The sequence below is a fragment of the Thioclava sp. F28-4 genome, assembly GCF_002020045.1.
In the GTDB taxonomy this organism is placed as follows: Bacteria; Pseudomonadota; Alphaproteobacteria; order Rhodobacterales; family Rhodobacteraceae; genus Thioclava; species Thioclava sediminum.
Map to the genome: position 1 here is coordinate 1 of NZ_MPZQ01000001.1, position 15,620 is coordinate 15,620.

14 protein-coding genes and 2 pseudogenes are annotated in these 15,620 nt (G+C 63.6%); 14 read left to right on the forward strand and 2 right to left on the reverse strand.

Annotated features, from left to right (window positions below):
- Positions 1 to 108: 108 nt before the first annotated feature.
- Positions 109 to 670, reverse strand: a pseudogene (locus BMI87_RS00005) (transposase); the annotation flags it as partial.
- A 139-nt stretch (positions 671 to 809) separates the two neighbouring features.
- On the opposite strand from BMI87_RS00005, the gene BMI87_RS22425 reads away from it, so the two are divergent.
- From BMI87_RS22425 to BMI87_RS00040, 7 genes are all read left to right on the forward strand, one after another.
- The gene (locus BMI87_RS22425) at positions 810 to 1,151 is read left to right on the forward strand and encodes a cupredoxin domain-containing protein (RefSeq protein WP_168175127.1); all 342 of its coding nucleotides are present in this window, start codon (positions 810 to 812) and stop codon (positions 1,149 to 1,151) included.
- A 27-nt stretch (positions 1,152 to 1,178) separates the two neighbouring features.
- Complete coding sequence (locus BMI87_RS00015) at positions 1,179 to 2,009, forward strand: FTR1 family protein (protein ID WP_078519135.1); 831 nt, start codon at positions 1,179 to 1,181, stop codon at positions 2,007 to 2,009.
- A gap of 101 nt (positions 2,010 to 2,110) precedes the next feature.
- The gene (locus BMI87_RS00020) at positions 2,111 to 2,482 is read left to right on the forward strand and encodes a hypothetical protein (protein ID WP_078519136.1); all 372 of its coding nucleotides are present in this window, start codon (positions 2,111 to 2,113) and stop codon (positions 2,480 to 2,482) included.
- A 57-nt stretch (positions 2,483 to 2,539) separates the two neighbouring features.
- The gene (locus BMI87_RS00025) at positions 2,540 to 3,064 is read left to right on the forward strand and encodes an RNA polymerase sigma factor (protein ID WP_246832617.1); all 525 of its coding nucleotides are present in this window, start codon (positions 2,540 to 2,542) and stop codon (positions 3,062 to 3,064) included.
- Positions 3,061 to 3,837, forward strand: coding sequence for an anti-sigma factor (locus tag BMI87_RS00030; RefSeq protein ID WP_146681470.1), 777 nt, complete (start codon positions 3,061 to 3,063; stop codon positions 3,835 to 3,837). Before BMI87_RS00025 ends, BMI87_RS00030 begins: the two co-directional genes overlap by 4 nt.
- 104 nt (positions 3,838 to 3,941) lie before the next feature.
- Positions 3,942 to 4,265: an SHOCT domain-containing protein gene (locus tag BMI87_RS00035; protein ID WP_078519137.1), complete on the forward strand. Its 324-nt coding sequence runs from the start codon at positions 3,942 to 3,944 to the stop codon at positions 4,263 to 4,265.
- 168 nt (positions 4,266 to 4,433) lie between these two features.
- Entirely contained in the window at positions 4,434 to 5,753 is a 1,320-nt protein-coding gene (locus tag BMI87_RS00040) for an MFS transporter (protein WP_078519138.1), read from the forward strand.
- Between the two features lie 346 nt (positions 5,754 to 6,099).
- Here BMI87_RS00040 and BMI87_RS22735 read toward each other — a convergent pair.
- A pseudogene (locus tag BMI87_RS22735) lies at positions 6,100 to 6,987 on the reverse strand (GlxA family transcriptional regulator); the annotation flags it as partial.
- 72 nt (positions 6,988 to 7,059) lie between these two features.
- On the opposite strand from BMI87_RS22735, the gene BMI87_RS00050 reads away from it, so the two are divergent.
- From BMI87_RS00050 to BMI87_RS00080, 7 genes are all read left to right on the forward strand, one after another.
- The gene (locus tag BMI87_RS00050; RefSeq protein ID WP_078519139.1) at positions 7,060 to 7,782 is read left to right on the forward strand and encodes a GntR family transcriptional regulator; all 723 of its coding nucleotides are present in this window, start codon (positions 7,060 to 7,062) and stop codon (positions 7,780 to 7,782) included.
- Between the two features lie 7 nt (positions 7,783 to 7,789).
- Complete coding sequence (locus BMI87_RS00055) at positions 7,790 to 8,707, forward strand: dihydrodipicolinate synthase family protein (protein ID WP_078519140.1); 918 nt, start codon at positions 7,790 to 7,792, stop codon at positions 8,705 to 8,707.
- Between the two features lie 3 nt (positions 8,708 to 8,710).
- Positions 8,711 to 10,204 carry an aldehyde dehydrogenase gene (locus BMI87_RS00060; protein WP_078519141.1) on the forward strand — a complete coding sequence of 498 codons (1,494 nt, stop codon included), beginning with the start codon at positions 8,711 to 8,713 and terminating at the stop codon, positions 10,202 to 10,204.
- A gap of 1 nt (position 10,205) precedes the next feature.
- A complete protein-coding gene (locus tag BMI87_RS00065; RefSeq protein ID WP_078519142.1) occupies positions 10,206 to 11,546 on the forward strand; it encodes an FAD-binding oxidoreductase in 1,341 nt (446 codons plus the stop codon).
- Positions 11,547 to 12,016: 470 nt separating this feature from the next.
- On the forward strand, positions 12,017 to 13,078 hold the full coding sequence (locus BMI87_RS00070) for a dipeptidase (protein WP_078519143.1): 1,062 nt from the start codon (positions 12,017 to 12,019) through the stop codon (positions 13,076 to 13,078).
- A gap of 190 nt (positions 13,079 to 13,268) precedes the next feature.
- Positions 13,269 to 13,640, forward strand: a complete 372-nt coding sequence (locus BMI87_RS00075; protein WP_078519144.1) for a TIGR03067 domain-containing protein — start codon at positions 13,269 to 13,271, stop codon at positions 13,638 to 13,640.
- 335 nt (positions 13,641 to 13,975) lie between these two features.
- On the forward strand, positions 13,976 to 15,547 hold the full coding sequence (locus tag BMI87_RS00080; protein ID WP_078519145.1) for an oleate hydratase: 1,572 nt from the start codon (positions 13,976 to 13,978) through the stop codon (positions 15,545 to 15,547).
- Positions 15,548 to 15,620 lie beyond the last annotated feature (73 nt).

A 15,620-nucleotide genomic window follows, 5' to 3' on the forward strand; every position in this document is an offset into this window, starting at 1 on the left:
CGCCAATCCTCCCACCTGATGTCGGAATTGAATCAGCGCCACGCCCAGCAATCAAGCGCGAGTTTTTCAACGGAATAGGCCGGTCGCTACCCGCTCGGTGGCCTGGGCGGAGAGCCGCCATTCGGCCACGGGCAGGCTGCTCAGCAGGGCCGCCTCACCGGTGTAGTCACTGACCTGGCCGGCTGTCATGAAGAACTTGATCGGGCGGCCGTTCGCGTCCGTGACGGCATGCGACTTGGTGTTCATGCCACCCGTTCTCAGGAAAACGATCCCCCGGATCGTTTTCTGATCTTCGAACTCCGCCCAATCAGCCTGCCACACCCCCCTTTTTCAACCGCAGGCTCGAAGCCGTGCGGTGCGCCTTGAGATACTTGCGCAGGCTCACTCGAACGCATGGCGTTCGCCTGCTCACATCGATCATCACTGTCTTCCGGTCGGCGGCCCCGGAAGCAAGCCCCTCCATCATTCGGGCGAAAACACCCCGTTCGTGGCTTCTCTCGGGCCAGTGGCGTTCAGCCACTCACCTCCAGCGCTTCCATCGGTTGCAGAGGGTCTTAAGTGGACCATACTCTGGCGGCGCATCGGTCCAACGCAAGCCATCACGATCGATGAAGATTGTTCCGCTCATGACCCGCCGGTCATCGACCCGCGGTTTGCCATGGCTCTTTGGAAGTGAGGAAGGTCAGACGCGGCCCGTTCAGCGTCGAGCGCCTATTGGCGCGCGAAACAGCTTAGCATTTTTATCGGGAATTATTGACCCAAGTATTTTTGTCGGTTATTCGACGGGCGAACAGACAAGCAGGAACATCATGACCCGTATTTCACGCATCATCCCCGCGTTTATCGTGCTGGCCTGTGCGCCGGCCCTTGCCGTGGCAGATGAGGCCGTTCCCACGATCACCCTGACCGACGGGGTCATCGCTCCGCAAATGATCGACCTGGCCGCCGATACCGCCGTGACGCTGACCGTCTCGAATACCGGCAAGACAGCCGCCGAGTTTGAAAGCAAGCGCCTGCGTATCGAGAAGATCATCGCGCCGGGCCAGACCGAGACGATCGACCTTCCGGCACTACCTGCTGGCAACTATCCCTTCGTCGAGGAATTCCACGAGGATCTCGACACCGCCAGGGGCACGATCGTCGTCAAATAATCCATCTTCCACCCGCAGGAGAATGTCATGGACGGACAGATCATCTTCATCCTGTGGCGCGAGAGCGTCGAGGCGCTTCTCGTCATCGGCATTCTCGCGGGCTGGCTCGCGCATGAAGGCGCCGGACGTCGGGCGGCGCGCTTCCTTTGGGGTGGCGTGCTGACGGGGCTCGCGCTGGCGCTGACCTTCGCGCTGACGCTGTTGGGCTTCTCGAAGCTTCTGTCGGCAGATGTCCGGCAGGACTTGATGACGGTGATGGTCTTCGTCGCAGCCGGGCTGATCGTGCAGATGGTGGTCTGGATGCGCGGCCATGGCCGCACGCTAAAACGCGACCTCGAGGCCGGGCTGAAAGCCGCCGCGATACGCCAAAGCTGGTGGGCGGTCTTCGTCCTCGCGATGGCGGCAGTGGCGCGCGAAGGCTCGGAAACGGTGGTCTTCCTCTATGGCTCGCTCGCGGCAGCGAAGCAGAGCGAGATGGCGAGGGTTCTGGCCTCGATCGCCGTGGGCGTGGCAGCCGCTGGGGCAAGCTATGCGGCGCTGCGGGCCGGGGCGCGATTTATGCCGTGGCGCGGCTTCTTCCGGGTGTCCGAGGTCATGCTGCTGCTTCTGGGCGCGGCGCTTTTCACCACCGGTGTCGATGATCTCGTCTCGGCAGGCATCCTGCCCTTCGGCGCGCCGCTCTGGGATATGAGCGCGGTGCTCGACGACGGCGGTCGTGTTGGCGGGCTGATCTCGGCGCTGACCGGCTATCGCGCCGCGCCGGACGCCGCGACGCTGGGCGGCTGGATCGTCTACTGGGCCACGGTCGCAGGTATCCTGCGCTGGCAGAGCCGCAGCCTGCAGGCCCGTCTGGCCTGAGGCTCGTCCTCACAATTCAGATTTTTTTGCCCCGGCCGGGATTATTCCCGCGCCGGGGTCGTCTTCTTCCCTACAGGACCCAATTCCGAGAGGAGAGGAAGATGAAACGATTTCTGCTGACCACTGCCGTTTTGCTGGCCGCGAGCATTGCGCAAGCCGATCCCGCCAGTGTCACCGACACCGCCAAGGGGCCCACGCTGGTCGATTCCGCGGGCATGACGCTCTACACTTTCGCCAAGGACAGCGACGGCATGTCCGCCTGCAACGGTCCTTGCGCCACCAACTGGCCGCCGCTGATGGCCACCGCCGAAGATCAGGCGATGGGCGACTGGAGCGTGATCACCCGCGACGATGGCACGAAGCAATGGGCATATAAGGGCCAACCGCTGTATACTTGGAAGAATGACATGAAGCCGGGCGACGTGACCGGCGATGGCGTCGCCAACGGCGCCTGGAAGGTCGCCCAACCCTGACGTAATCCCCCGGGCGGCGTCCCATCGAGGCCGCCTGGTCCAGCAAGGCCCGCCCATGTGACCCTTCGCACCCGCCATCTGGTCGAGGCGCAGATCCCCGCGCTGCGCCGCTTCGCCTTCGCGCTGACCCGCGAGCGCGATGCGGCGGATGATCTGGTGCAGGACTGCCTCGCGCGGGCGCTGACGCGCTGGCACCTGCTGCGCTCGGAGGACAAGCTGCGGGCTTGGTTGTTTCGCATTTTGCGCAACCTCTACCACGACGCGCACCGACACCGCGCGCGGCGCCCAGAGGCGGGTGCCGTCGATCCCGACGATCTCGCCGGGACGACGGTCGATGCCGAGACGGTCGTGTTTCTCGGCGATGTGCTGGGGGCTCTGGCACGCCTGCCGATCGAGCAGCAGGAGGTATTGCTTTTGGTCGGTGTCGAGGATTTCAGCTATGAGGCAGTCGCTCGGATCCTCGGCGTTCCCAAGGGCACGGTGATGTCACGTCTTGCCCGCGGACGAGAGGCGCTGCGCGAGATGACCGGCCATGACCGCCCCGACCGCCCGCGCCGTCCCCACCTGCGGAGGCTCAAATGACAGATCCCCATGTGGAGGCCAACATGCTGAACGAGGCGGAGCTGCATGCCTATCTCGATGATCGGCTCCCTCCCGAGGCCCGCGCCCGGGTGCAGACGAAGCTCGCGGCGGACCCCGCGCTGGCGCAGCGGCTCTCCGCGATGCGCGCCGATCGCGACGCCCTGCGCGCGGCCCTCGCGCCGATCCACGCTGCACCTATCCCGGCGCGGCTGCGTGTCGCCCCGCCGACCCGACCGGGCTGGACACGGATGGCGGCCGCTTTGGCGCTCTTCGCCGCAGGGCTTGGCGCCGGTTGGGGGCTGGCGCGTCAGGATGGGAGCGCCCCACCGGCCGCCCCACTGAGAGAGCTCGCCCGCGAGGCACAGGTCGCCCATGCGGTCTACACGGTGGAGGTCGTCCATCCGGTCGAAGTCGCCGCACGGGAGCGCGATCACCTGATGGCCTGGCTGACGAAGCGGCTCGACCGCAAGCTCGTCGCCCCGGACCTCTCGGCGCAGGGCTACAGCCTCGTGGGCGGGCGCCTGCTGCCCGCCGATCAAGGCCCCGCCGCGCAGCTGATGTATGAAACCCAAGCGGGGGCGCGGCTGACGCTCTATGTCACGGCGCTGTCCACCGGAGAAACCGCGTTTCGCCTGACCGAGGGAGCGGATGGTGTGGCGAGTCTGATCTGGGTTGATCGGGGCTACGGCTTCGCCCTGTCCGCACCTTTGAGCGGCACCGCGCTCTGGCCGATGGCCGAGGCCGCCTACCGGCAACTCGCCTTCAGCCAATGATTTTTCTACGCTGTGGCGTCCTTCGGAGCGCGCCGTTGATCTGGCTCAATGTCCGGCACTCCTCAAAGGTGTATCGACGCCAAAACAAACGCGTGGAGGCGACTATGACCAAGCTTTCTCTTTTCACTGCATGTCTCGCACCCCTCGCCCCGGCGGTCGCTTTCGCCGATGCGCCGGGCGGCTACGCAGAGGGCTATTACGGTCATCCGATGATGTGGGGCGAAGGCTACGGCTTCTTCGGTGTCGGCATGATGGTCGTGTTCTGGGGCGTGCTCATCGTCCTTGCCGTGCTTGCCGTGCGCTGGTTGATGGAGCGCGGACCGGGCCGGAGCCAGAGCACCGCCCTCGACATTCTGAAGGAACGCCTTGCAAAGGGAGAAATCGATCCCGAGGAATATCAGGCCCGCCGGAAAGCGCTCGAAGAATGATCGGGCTGCGCTCGGAGATCAGCCTCGGCGAACGGTTGCGAGCCGTCGGGCGCGATCTCCCGGGCGCCAAGCTGGCCCGCTCCCATGACCGCTTGGGTGAGGGCCGCGACCCGAAGACCGAGATAGGTCGCTTGGACCGCGAGACCATTTCAAGCTATTCATGAGCACATGCTCGCCATCCTCGCAGACAGAACCTATCGCCATCTCTTCGCCGCGCAGATCGTAGCGCTCCTCGGCACCGGGCTCGCCACGGTGGCGCTCGGGCTGCTGGCCTATGATCTGGCGGGGGACAATGCGGGGATGGTGCTGGGCACGGTCTTCACGATCAAGATGGTCGCCTATGTCGGCATCGCGCCGGTGGCAGGCGCCTTCGCCGACAGGGTGAACCGACGGGCACTTCTGGTCACGCTCGACCTTGTCCGCGCCTGCGCAGCACTGGCGCTGCCGTTCGTGACCGAAGTCTGGCAGGTCTATGTGCTGATCTTCCTTCTCCAATCGGCCTCCGCCGCCTTCACCCCGACATTTCAGGCGACGCTGCCGGATGTACTGCCGGAAGAAGAGCGCTACACTCGAACGCTTTCCCTGTCCCGATTGGCCTATGACCTTGAGAATATCGTCAGCCCCACTCTCGCCGGGCTGCTCCTCGCGGTGATGAGCTATAACAGCCTGTTTCTCGGCACGGTCGCGGGGTTTGCGGGCTCGGCCATGCTGGTGGTGTCGGTGATCCTGCCGAGCCCGCAGGCGGCAACCCGGCGCGGCATCTACGACCGAACCACACGCGGTATCCGGATTTACCTTGCGACTCCCCGGCTGCGCGGGCTTCTGGCGGTGAACCTTGCCGCGGCGGCTGCAGGCGCGATGGTGCTGGTGAATTCGGTCGTGCTGGTGCGCGGAGGTCTCAACCTCTCGGACAGCGATCTGGCCTGGACGATGTTCGCCTTTGGGGCGGGGTCGATGCTGGCGGCGCTCGGCCTGCCGCGCCTGCTCGAGAGCGTCCCGGATCGCCCGGTGATGCTGTCCGGCGCCGGCGTGATGATCGCCGCCCTGCTCGGCCTTGCCGTGGCGATCTCGGCGGTCGGGCTCAGCTGGCCCTTGCTTCTCGCTGCATGGCTGGCGACGGGCGTCGGATATTCAGCGGTGCTGACACCGTCAGGCCGATTGCTGAAACGCTCGTCCCATTCCGAGGACCGTCCCGCGCTCTTCGCCGCGCAGTTCGCGTTGAGCCATGCCTGCTGGCTGGTGGCCTACCCGCTGTCGGGCTGGCTGATGACCGAATTCGGCGCGGTCCCGGCACTGCTCGGGCTGGCGGGGCTGGCAGCGCTTGGGCTGATCGTGGCGCTGCGAGTCTGGCCCTCCGGCGATCCGGTCACGCTGGAGCATCGTCACGACAATCTTTCGCCGGATCATCCGCATCTTCAGGGCCAACGCACGCATCGCCATCCGCTGGTGATCGACAATCTTCACCCGCATTGGGGCACCCGCTTCTGAGGCTCAGGCGGTCGCGAGCGGCAGTCGCACGAGACCGCACCGACGACCAGACAGAGTCTTTGCGGCAGAACGAAAATTGCGGGATAACATTTTCACCATGCAGCAATCGGCCTTCTGCCGCAGGAATTATTAACGGCCACTTTGGCCCGTTCGCAGCACCTGAAGGGGAGGACGGATAGCTGCCGTTCGCTGCACGGAAAACGAATGGCAGCTTTAGGCAGGCATTCCTGCTCGCTTGCCCGACCCACCTCAGGCCGCCTGCTTTCGAAACTGCGCGGGCTTCTATACCGCGCCAGGCTCGGGCGAATTGCGTCGGGCTCGAGAATCCGCAGGCGGTCGAAATGTCGATCATCGGCATTTCGGTTTGCGTCAGAAGTTGACGCGCCCGGTCGATCCGCAGTTGCATCAGGTAGCGCTTGGGCGACATGTGGAGATGCGCATTGAAGAGCCGTTCGAGCTGACGCACCGACACGCCCAATTCGTCAGCGATCTCCTGCGAGGAAAACGTCTCTTCAAGTCGCTCGGACATGAAACGCACTGCCTGCGCGACTTTCCTGTTCTGCAAACCGGTGCGCGCCTGGAAGGAGATCCGCTGCTCGGTCGCGCTAGGGCGGATTGCACCGCAGACCATCTGCTCGGAGACCCGCATCGCCAGCGCCTCGCCATGATCGGCCCGGATGCGTGCGATCATCAAGTCCCCCGCGGCTTGCCCGCCAGACGCCGTCACGAAGGGACCGTCTTCGACGAAGACGCAGGTCTCAAGTTTCACATCCGGAAATTCCTCGCGGAAGGCATTGTGGAATTCCCAATGAAGAGCACAGCGTCGGCCGTCCAAGAACCCTGCTTTCGCGAAGACATAGGCGCCCGAACAAAAAGTGCCGAGCGTGACGCCCGCGGCCCGTGCGCGTCTAAGCAGCGCCAGCAAGGGGCGAGAGATATGCGACCGCATGTCGTTGCCGGTGACAAGATAAACCGCGTCACAGCGCGGCAGAGCATCAAGGTCGTGATCGACCATCATGCGAATGCCACTCGACGATGTCGCCACAGCTCCCCCCTCTGCCATCAACGACCAACGGTAGAGTGCCTCACCGCTTTCCCGGTTTGCGATGCGCAGCGGCTCAAGCGCGTTGAAAAGGCCAGATGGGAGAATTCTCCGACAAGAACGAAGACGATGTGTTGGGGCTGGGACATGACCGACTCGAAGTCTCCTGTTGCGCGACGATTTGTGGATCATTGCACGAAATACATTTTGTATTCAATTTGTATTTTTGATATCGAGAGGGCGTGGAACAGGAGAATCGTCACTATGGCCACCGAAGAGACCCTCTCGCCGAAAGCACGCAAGGCAGCGCTTTTCGACCATCTCAGACGCGCAATTCTGACGCTTGAGCTGGCGCCCGGCGCCGATTTGGACGAGGCGGAGCTGTGTGAACGGTTCGACCTGTCACGAACCCCGGTCCGCGAGATCCTGCGCGAGTTGGACGGGCTGGGATATGCGAATTGGCGCGACAATCGCGGGGCGCGGGTGTCTGATCTGTCGACGCGCACGTTGCATGACTTTTTCCTCGCGGCTCCGATGATCTACGGAGCGATCCTGCGGCTGGCCGCGCGCAACACCAACGACATCCAACTGGCCGAATTGCGCGCTGCGCAAGAAACCTTTCGCGAGGCGATTCATTCGGGCAGTGCCGCCGCGCGCGCGCTCGCAAATACGAGGTTTCACGAGATCACCGGCGCGATGGCGGGCAATACCTACCTGCTGCCCTCGTTCCACCGGCTGCTGATCGATCACGCCCGGATCGGCATGACCTTCTACCAGCCCACGACGCAGGCGATGGCCGACAATCTGTCGGAGGCCTGCGCCCAACACGATGCGATCATCGCGGCGGTCGCGGCCCGCGACGAGGAGGCCGCGGCCGACCTCTCCGACGCGCATTGGGCTCTCTCGAAACATGAGATCGAACGCTACGTGCTGCCCGCCGCGCTGAATGCGCCGCTCGGGCGCCTTCCGCTCACCCCCTCCGCATGAGGTTGCAATGACACCGATATTCAAGTTCGAGGGGATCTATACCCCGCTGGTCACGCCGCTGCTGCCCGATGGCTCGGTCGCCTGGGACAGGCTGGCCGAGGTGGTCGACTTCGTGATCGCACAGGGCGTGCATGGCCTGATCACCGGCGGCTCGACGGGCGAGAACTATGCCCAGACCGTCGCGGAGCGGATCGAGATCGCCCGCTTTACCCATGCGCATATTGCGGGTCGGGTCCCGTTGGTGCTGGGCACGGGCGCGATGCTTACCTCCGACTCCATCGCTCTCGCCAGAGCCGCGCGCGAGATCGGGGTCGATGCGATCCTGCTGGCATCGCCGCCTTACTCGGTGCCCACCGACCGCGAGAATGCGCTCAACGCGCTTGCGATCGACAAGGCGGCCGACCTGCCGATCATGCTCTATAACTACCCGCACCGGACCGGCGCGATGATGGGCGCGGAATTCTTGGACCGCGTCGGACGCAGCCGCAACTTCTGCGGCATCAAAGAAAGCTCGGGCGACATCAATCGCGTGCATCTGCTGGCGCGTGACTATCCGCATATCCAGATGGGATGCGGGATGGATGACCAGGCGCTCGAATTTTTTGCTTGGGGCGCACCGTTCTGGGTTTGTGGCGGCTCGAACTTCCTGCCAGCGGAGCATGTCGCGCTCTACAACGCCTGTGTGATCGAGGGCGATTTCAGCAAAGGGCGCCGGATCATGTCGGCGATGCTGCCGCTGATGCGCGTGCTCGAGCAGGGCGGCAAGTTCATCCAGACGGTCAAGCATGGTGTGACGATGAACGGGATCGAAACCGGTGGAATGTTGCCGCCGCTTACCCCGCTCAACAAGGACGACAAGCGCGAATTGGAACAGGTGGTGCGTGTGGTCAAACGCGCGATCGCCACGATCGAGGCGGAGGGCTGAGACATGGATCTTCTGACGCAACAGGAATACCGCGCCATCGCGGAGGGGCTGGATCTTCCCGGCAACGCCTTCATCGACGGCGGCTATCGACCGGCGATCTCGGGCAAGACGTTTGACACGATGAACCCGGCCACCGGCAAGGTGCTGACGCAGGTCGCCACCTGCGGTCCCGAGGATGTGGATTTCGCCGTCGGCAAGGCGCGCGATGCCTTCGAGGACGGACGTTGGTCGCGCCTCCACCCAAGCGAACGCAAAGAAGTGCTGATCCGGCTCGCCAAACTGATCAAGCGCAATGCGCGCGAGCTGGCGGTGATGGAGAGCCTCGACAGCGGCAAGACGATCTTCGATTGCGAGACGGTCGATCTGCCCGAGACGATCCATTGTCTGAGCTGGCATGCCGAGGTGATCGACAAGATCTACGATCAGGTCGCGCCCGCCTCGGACGACCATATCGCGATGGTGGTGCGCGAGCCGATCGGCGTGGTCGGGCTGGTGCTGCCGTGGAACTTCCCGCTTCTGATGCTGGCGTGGAAGATCGGTCCGGCGCTGGCCTCAGGCTGTTCGGTGATCGTGAAACCGGCCGAGGAAACCTCACTCACCGCGCTGCGCGTGGCGGAACTGGCAATCGAAGCGGGGCTGCCTAAGGGCGTGCTGAACGTGCTGCCGGGCTCCGGGTCGGAGGTGGGCGAGCCGCTGGGCCGCCACATGGATGTGGACATGATCTCCTTCACCGGCTCCACCGCGACGGGCAAGCGTTTCCTGAGCTATTCCGCCGAGAGCAACGCCAAAGAGGTGGTGCTGGAAATGGGCGGCAAGAACCCCGCTATCGTGATGGACGACGCCGAGAACCTCGACCGGGTGGCCCAGCACATCGTCAACGGCGCGTTCTGGAACATGGGCGAGAACTGTTCGGCCAGCTCGCGGTTGATCGTGCAGTCGGGCATCAAGGAGGAACTTCTGACCCGCATTGCGCATCACGCGAAGGCGTGGAACGTGGGCGACCCGCTCGACCCCGCGACGCGGCTGGGGGCGCTGGTCTCGCCTGCGCATTACGACAAGGTCTGCTCCTATCTCGAACAGGCTCAGACGATGGTCTTCGGCGGCAAGGCCGAAAAGGGCTTTGTCGAGGCGACCGTAATCGAGGCGGACGCAGACTCGCGGCTTGCACGCGAGGAAATCTTCGGCCCCGTTCTGACGGTGCTGAGTGTAGAGAGCTTCGACGAAGCGATCGCGCTGGCCAATGACACCGAATACGGGCTTGCGGCCTCGCTGTTCACCGCCAATGCCAAGCGGGCCCTGCGGGGCGCCTGGGCGCTAAGGGCGGGCACGGTGACGGTCAACAGCTTCGGCGAGGGCGATATCTCGACCCCGTTCGGCGGCTGGAAGCAGTCGGGCTTCGGCGGGCGTGACAACGGCATTCACGCGCATGACCAGTATACTCAACTCAAGACGATCTGGCTGGACCTGAGCGATGATGCCGACGAGGCGGTCGCCTGACATGAGCACCCATCGGGCCCGTTACCTGCCGCGCGAGCAAGGGGTCGCCGCTTGGAACGCGATCCTGGGCCCGCGCGGCGCACACCCTCCGCTGGAAGGCGCAAGCGTAGCGGATTTCGTAGTGGTGGGCGCGGGCTTTGCCGGGCTGTCGGCCGCGCGCCGGCTGCGCCAGTTGCAGCCATCGGCTCGCATCACAGTGCTCGAGGCCGGACGCGTGGCCGAAGGGGCTGCGGGCCGCAATTCAGGCTTCATGATCGACCTGCCGCACGAGCTAACCTCGGAGGATTACGCAGGCGCGGGGGATGACCGCGCGATGATCGCGCTCAACCGCGCGGCCATCGGCTTCGCTCGCGCGGCGGTCGAGGACTACGGGATCAACCCCGCTTATTTCGACCCGGTCGGCAAGGTAAACGGCGCTGTCAGCGACGCCGCTCATGCGCATAATCTGAGCTATGCGGCCCATCTCGAAAGCCTCGGCGAGGGGCACGAGTTGCTCGACGCGCAGCAGATGTCCGAGATGACCGGCAGCCTATATTACCGCTCGGGTCTCTACACACCCGGCACCGTGATGCTTCAACCGGCGGGCTATATCCGCGGACTGGCCGACGGGTTAATCCGCGAGGACGTGAGCCTGCACGAGCAAAGCCCCGTCACGGCGCTGACCCGGGAAGGCTCCGACTGGCGGGTCGAGACGCCACATGGCACAGTTTCGAGCCCACGGGTCATTCTGGCTACGAACGGTCACCTCGAGAGCTTCGGCTTCGCCAAGGGACGGCTCATGCAGCTTTTCCTATTTGCATCCATGACCCCGGAACTTAATGCCGAACAGCTCGCAAAGCTCGGTGGCGCGCCGCGTTGGGGGATCACGCCCTCGAACCCGATGGGCACGACGATGCGCCGTATCGACAGCGCCCAGGGCGGCAATCGTATCGTCACCCGCACCTGCGCGGTGCTGCGCTCGGACCTCGCCGCGCGTGCCGATGACGTGATCCGCGCCGCCCGGATCCAACGCGGCAAATTCGACGCCCGCTTCCCGCAACTCGCCGGCCTGCGGATGGAGTTCGAATGGGCGGGGCATTTGTGCCTGAGCCTGAATTCGGTCTCCGTGATGCGCGAGTTGGAACCGGGGCTGTTCTCGGCTTGCGTCCAGAACGGCCTCGGCACCGCCCGCGGCACGCTCACGGGCATTGGGGCAGCCGAACTGGCCTGCGGAGAACACAGCCCAATCACGGCGTATTTCACGGCCGAGCCGGAGCCGAAATCACTGCCGCCGAAACCGGTGCGTGACTTTGGCGCGAATGTCGTGCTGCGCTGGAAGGAATGGCAGGCGCGTGATGAGTGAGGCTCGGTTCGAATTCCGCTGAGAGGTGGCAAAGCACTGGGGATGCCAATAACCGCCAGCCGGTCGTTACCACGAACTGAATCTTGGCTTCCGCCTTAGAGCCGACATACTCGATGTTTGTCCTGAATGACCGGTTTGGGCCGAAAGCCTAAGTGCCGAAAAACGTTCGAACTTACTCTCACAAACTTGTAGCTCTGAGAATGATCAGACCCGTGTTAAGTGCGCCGGATGAAGAGCTTTCGCGACAAGATGCTTGAGGTGCGACCCGAATCGCGAAGCGTGAGTCAGAGTTTTTTACAGCGACTCAAATTGCTTACGCCTCCTTATGAATACTGAACTGGCCCGCTACGCCCGATCGGCTCATCAAGGGGGCCTCCACGTGCCGATCTTTGCAGTCTCCGTGCCGCAACCGATCACACCCGCGAACTTCTGAATGCGTTCGCAGACTAAATGAAAGAGGATGAGATCACATGAGCGCCCCGGTTCCGGTTTTCGACGGCCATAACGACTTCCTTCTGCGCCTGCTGCGCGCCCCGGGGGCCCGCGAGACAACTTGGCTAAGCGACACCGGAGAGGGCCATCTCGACCTGCCGCGAATGCGTGCGGGTGGTTTCGCTGGCGGGTTCTTCGCGGTCTACATTCCGTCGCCGGTCGCCCATGACGATCCCGATTTGGACGCGATCATGCGAAATCCGCCCTTTTCGCTGCCCTTGCCGGAGGAAATTCCGCTTAAGGACGCACTGCCCGTCGCGATGAAGATGGTCGGCCACCTCATGTGGATGGAGCGTGAGGGGAATCTGAAAATCTGTCGCTCTGTCGCAGATATCCGCAACGCGATGGCCGCAAACAAGATTGCCGCGATCTTGCACTTCGAAGGTGCCGAAACGATCGGACCCGATCTCGACCTGCTGCATGTCTGGCACGCGATGGGGCTTCGCTCGCTCGGACCAGTCTGGTCTCGTCCGACGGCTTTCGGCAACGGTGTGCCCTTTGCTTATCCGTCCTCGCCCGATACCGGAGACGGGCTGACCGCGGCAGGCAAACGGCTGGTGGCGGAATGCAACCGACTGAAGATCATGATCGACCTGAGCCATCTGAACGAGAAGGGTTTTAACGACGTCGCGACGCTTTCCGATGCGCCCTTGGTCGCCACCCATTCCAATGCGCATGCGCTCTGCCCCTCGTCGCGCAATCTCACGGACCGACAGCTTTCGGTGATCCGCGAGAGCGACGGCCTTGTCGGGCTCAACTACGGGCTGGGATTTCTGCGCCAGGACGGCAGGGGAGAACCTTTCGCCGGGTTCGACCCGATGCTTCGTCACCTCGATCACCTGATTGAGACATTGGGCGAGAGCCGGGTCGGGCTCGGTTCGGATTTCGACGGGGTGGCTGTTCCCCCCGATCTCAGCGACGTGGCGGGGCTGCCGCGCCTGATCGAGGCGATGCGCGCCCATGGCTATGATGCGCCGCTGATCGAGAGGCTTGCACATAGCAATTGGCTGGCGCTGCTCGAGAGGACTTGGGGCGGCTGAGAGCATCGAAGCTCGCACATACGCAGATGCCGTTCGCCCGCCGGACAGTCACTCAACTATCGCTTTCGGCTCTCTTCTAACCTCGCGGACAAAGGGCGGATTGCGGTTCTTCGCTGCGCGGCGCACCGATGACCAGATTGCGGACGTTCGTCCGTTTATACGCTATAGTGGGAAGAATAAGGGACGGCCGATGAACGAGGATCTGGATAGGTTACAGGGAAAATGGGTGCAGGTTTCATTCGACGAGAATGGACGTGTTGATCTGCCGGACAGTCATGGGGCTGATGGTGCGGTGATGACCATATCTGGACAGTCATTTCATGTTGCCGTTCCAGCCGGCAATACTTTGGTCGAAGGATGTTTTTTGCTGAATGATGCCGCCGATCCGAAGGGTATCGACTGGATAGACAGCATGGGCGAGGACGCAGGCAAAGTGCTTCCCGCGATCTACAAGTTGGCAGATGACCGCTTTCAGTTCGCCGCAGCCGATGCGGAAATGGAACGCCCGAAAACGTTCGAGGGCGGGCTAGGTATCACCATTCGTAGCTTCGTTCACTCGTAGCGGTTCCGGCTGCCAAAGACCGCTTTGGGCTCAAACGTGCCATTTGCCGCATCAAGTTTCAATGCCCGCTAAGGGCCGAGATTTCCCCTCTCGCCAAAGGGGGAGCATGGATATTAGCTGCACCCGGCGCGAATGGCCGGTCCCATGCTCAGACAGTTTGGGCAGTCCGCCGCATGACGTGCCTTCCCTGATCACCATGCAAGCGGGCGGAGCAGGCGTAAACTCGGAAAGCAATCTTCTTCGTCCGTTTCTCATAAAATGCTAGAATTCGCTGTGTCCCCAAGGATTTCGACGGGGGCGACGGAAATCTGGACTGCAGAGAGCGAGGCTCGGCGATGGAAGCGACAACGGAACGACATCACATCGTCGGCGGCGGCATCGCGGGCCTTGCCACGGCAGTCTTTCTGCTACGCGATGCGGGCGTGGATGGCGCGGCGATCCATGTCTACGAACAACTCGGCACCGCGGGCGGTTCGCTGGACGGATCGGGCGATGGCGAGGACGGGTATCTCGTCCGCGGTGGCCGGATGTTCGAGGAGCATTTCGCCTGCACGTTCGATCTGCTCGGCTCGATCCCCTCGGCGGACGATCCCGCCACCTCGGCAGCACAGGACATCTTCGCCTTCAACCGCATGGTGCCCGGCTCGGCGAATTGCCGCATCGTGCGCGACGGCAAACCGGCAGAGGACCGCTTTGAGCTAACGCTCACGGCGCAGGACATCGTGGATATCAACCGCCTGATCCTGCATCGCGAAGGGTCTCTCGGAGCTCAGACGATCGAGGACTGGTTCCAGCCGACCTTTCTGGACAGCAACTTCTGGCTGATGTGGTCGACGATGTTCTCCTTCCAACCATGGCATTCCGTGGTCGAGATGCGGCGCTACCTGCGACGGTTCATCCATCTCTTTCCCGGTTTCACCCGGATCGCCGGCATCCTGCGCACCCGCTACAATCAGTATGATTCCCTGATCGCACCAATCGTGAGCTGGCTGCGCGACCGAGGCGTGCAAATCGTCACCGGCACGCAGGTCGTCGACGTGCGGATCGAGGGCACGCGGCAGGACCGCCGCGTCAGTGCGCTGGCCTTTGCCAGCGGCGAGGAGATACCGGTCGCCGAGACCGACAAGGTCTATCTCACGCTCGGCTCGATGACCGATGCCTCGGTGACCGGATCGAACGACCGCGCGCCCAGCCGCGATGACCGCGAGGGCGGTGCCTGGACGCTGTGGCGAAAGCTGGCGGCGGAACATGAGGGCTTCGGCCGTCCCGAGGCGTTCTGCGGCGCGACCGACAAGACCGCGTGGCATTCCTTCACGGTCACGCTCGACGGCCCCGATTTCTTCGAGTTCATGGAGGATTTCACCGGTAACCGCACGGGCACGGGCGGACTCGTGACCTTCGCGGACTCGGGCTGGACGCTCTCGATCGTGCTCTTCCACCAACCCCATTTCCGCGGCCAGAAACACGGTACCTATGTCTTCTGGGGATATGGCCTACGCGGAGACCGTCCCGGCGACTTCACCACAAAACCGATGTGGGAGGCGACCGGCGACGAGATCCTGACCGAGCTTTTCGGCCATATGGGCCTGACGCACGAACAGCAGGACTGGTTCAAGACCGCCCGCGTGATCCCTTGCCGGATGCCGTTCATCACCAGCCAGTTCATGCCGCGTCAGCCCGGGGATCGCCCCGACACGAGGCCCAGCGGCGCCAGCAACTTCGCGATCATCGGGCAGTTCTGCGAACTGCCGCGCGATTGCGTGTTCACGGTGGAATATTCCGTCCGCTCCGCCCGGGCCGCGGTGGCGAGCCTGACGGGACGGATCACACCTCCCCCGCCGGTCGCACGCACGGACCTTGATCCGAAGGTTCTCTTCAACGCCGCGCGGGTGCTGATGGGCATGTAGCCCTTCGGAACGCGCGGCCTGTGGCCGATGCCGGCACGGTCTGCCACAGCCGTCGACGACGCGCGGACCGGGA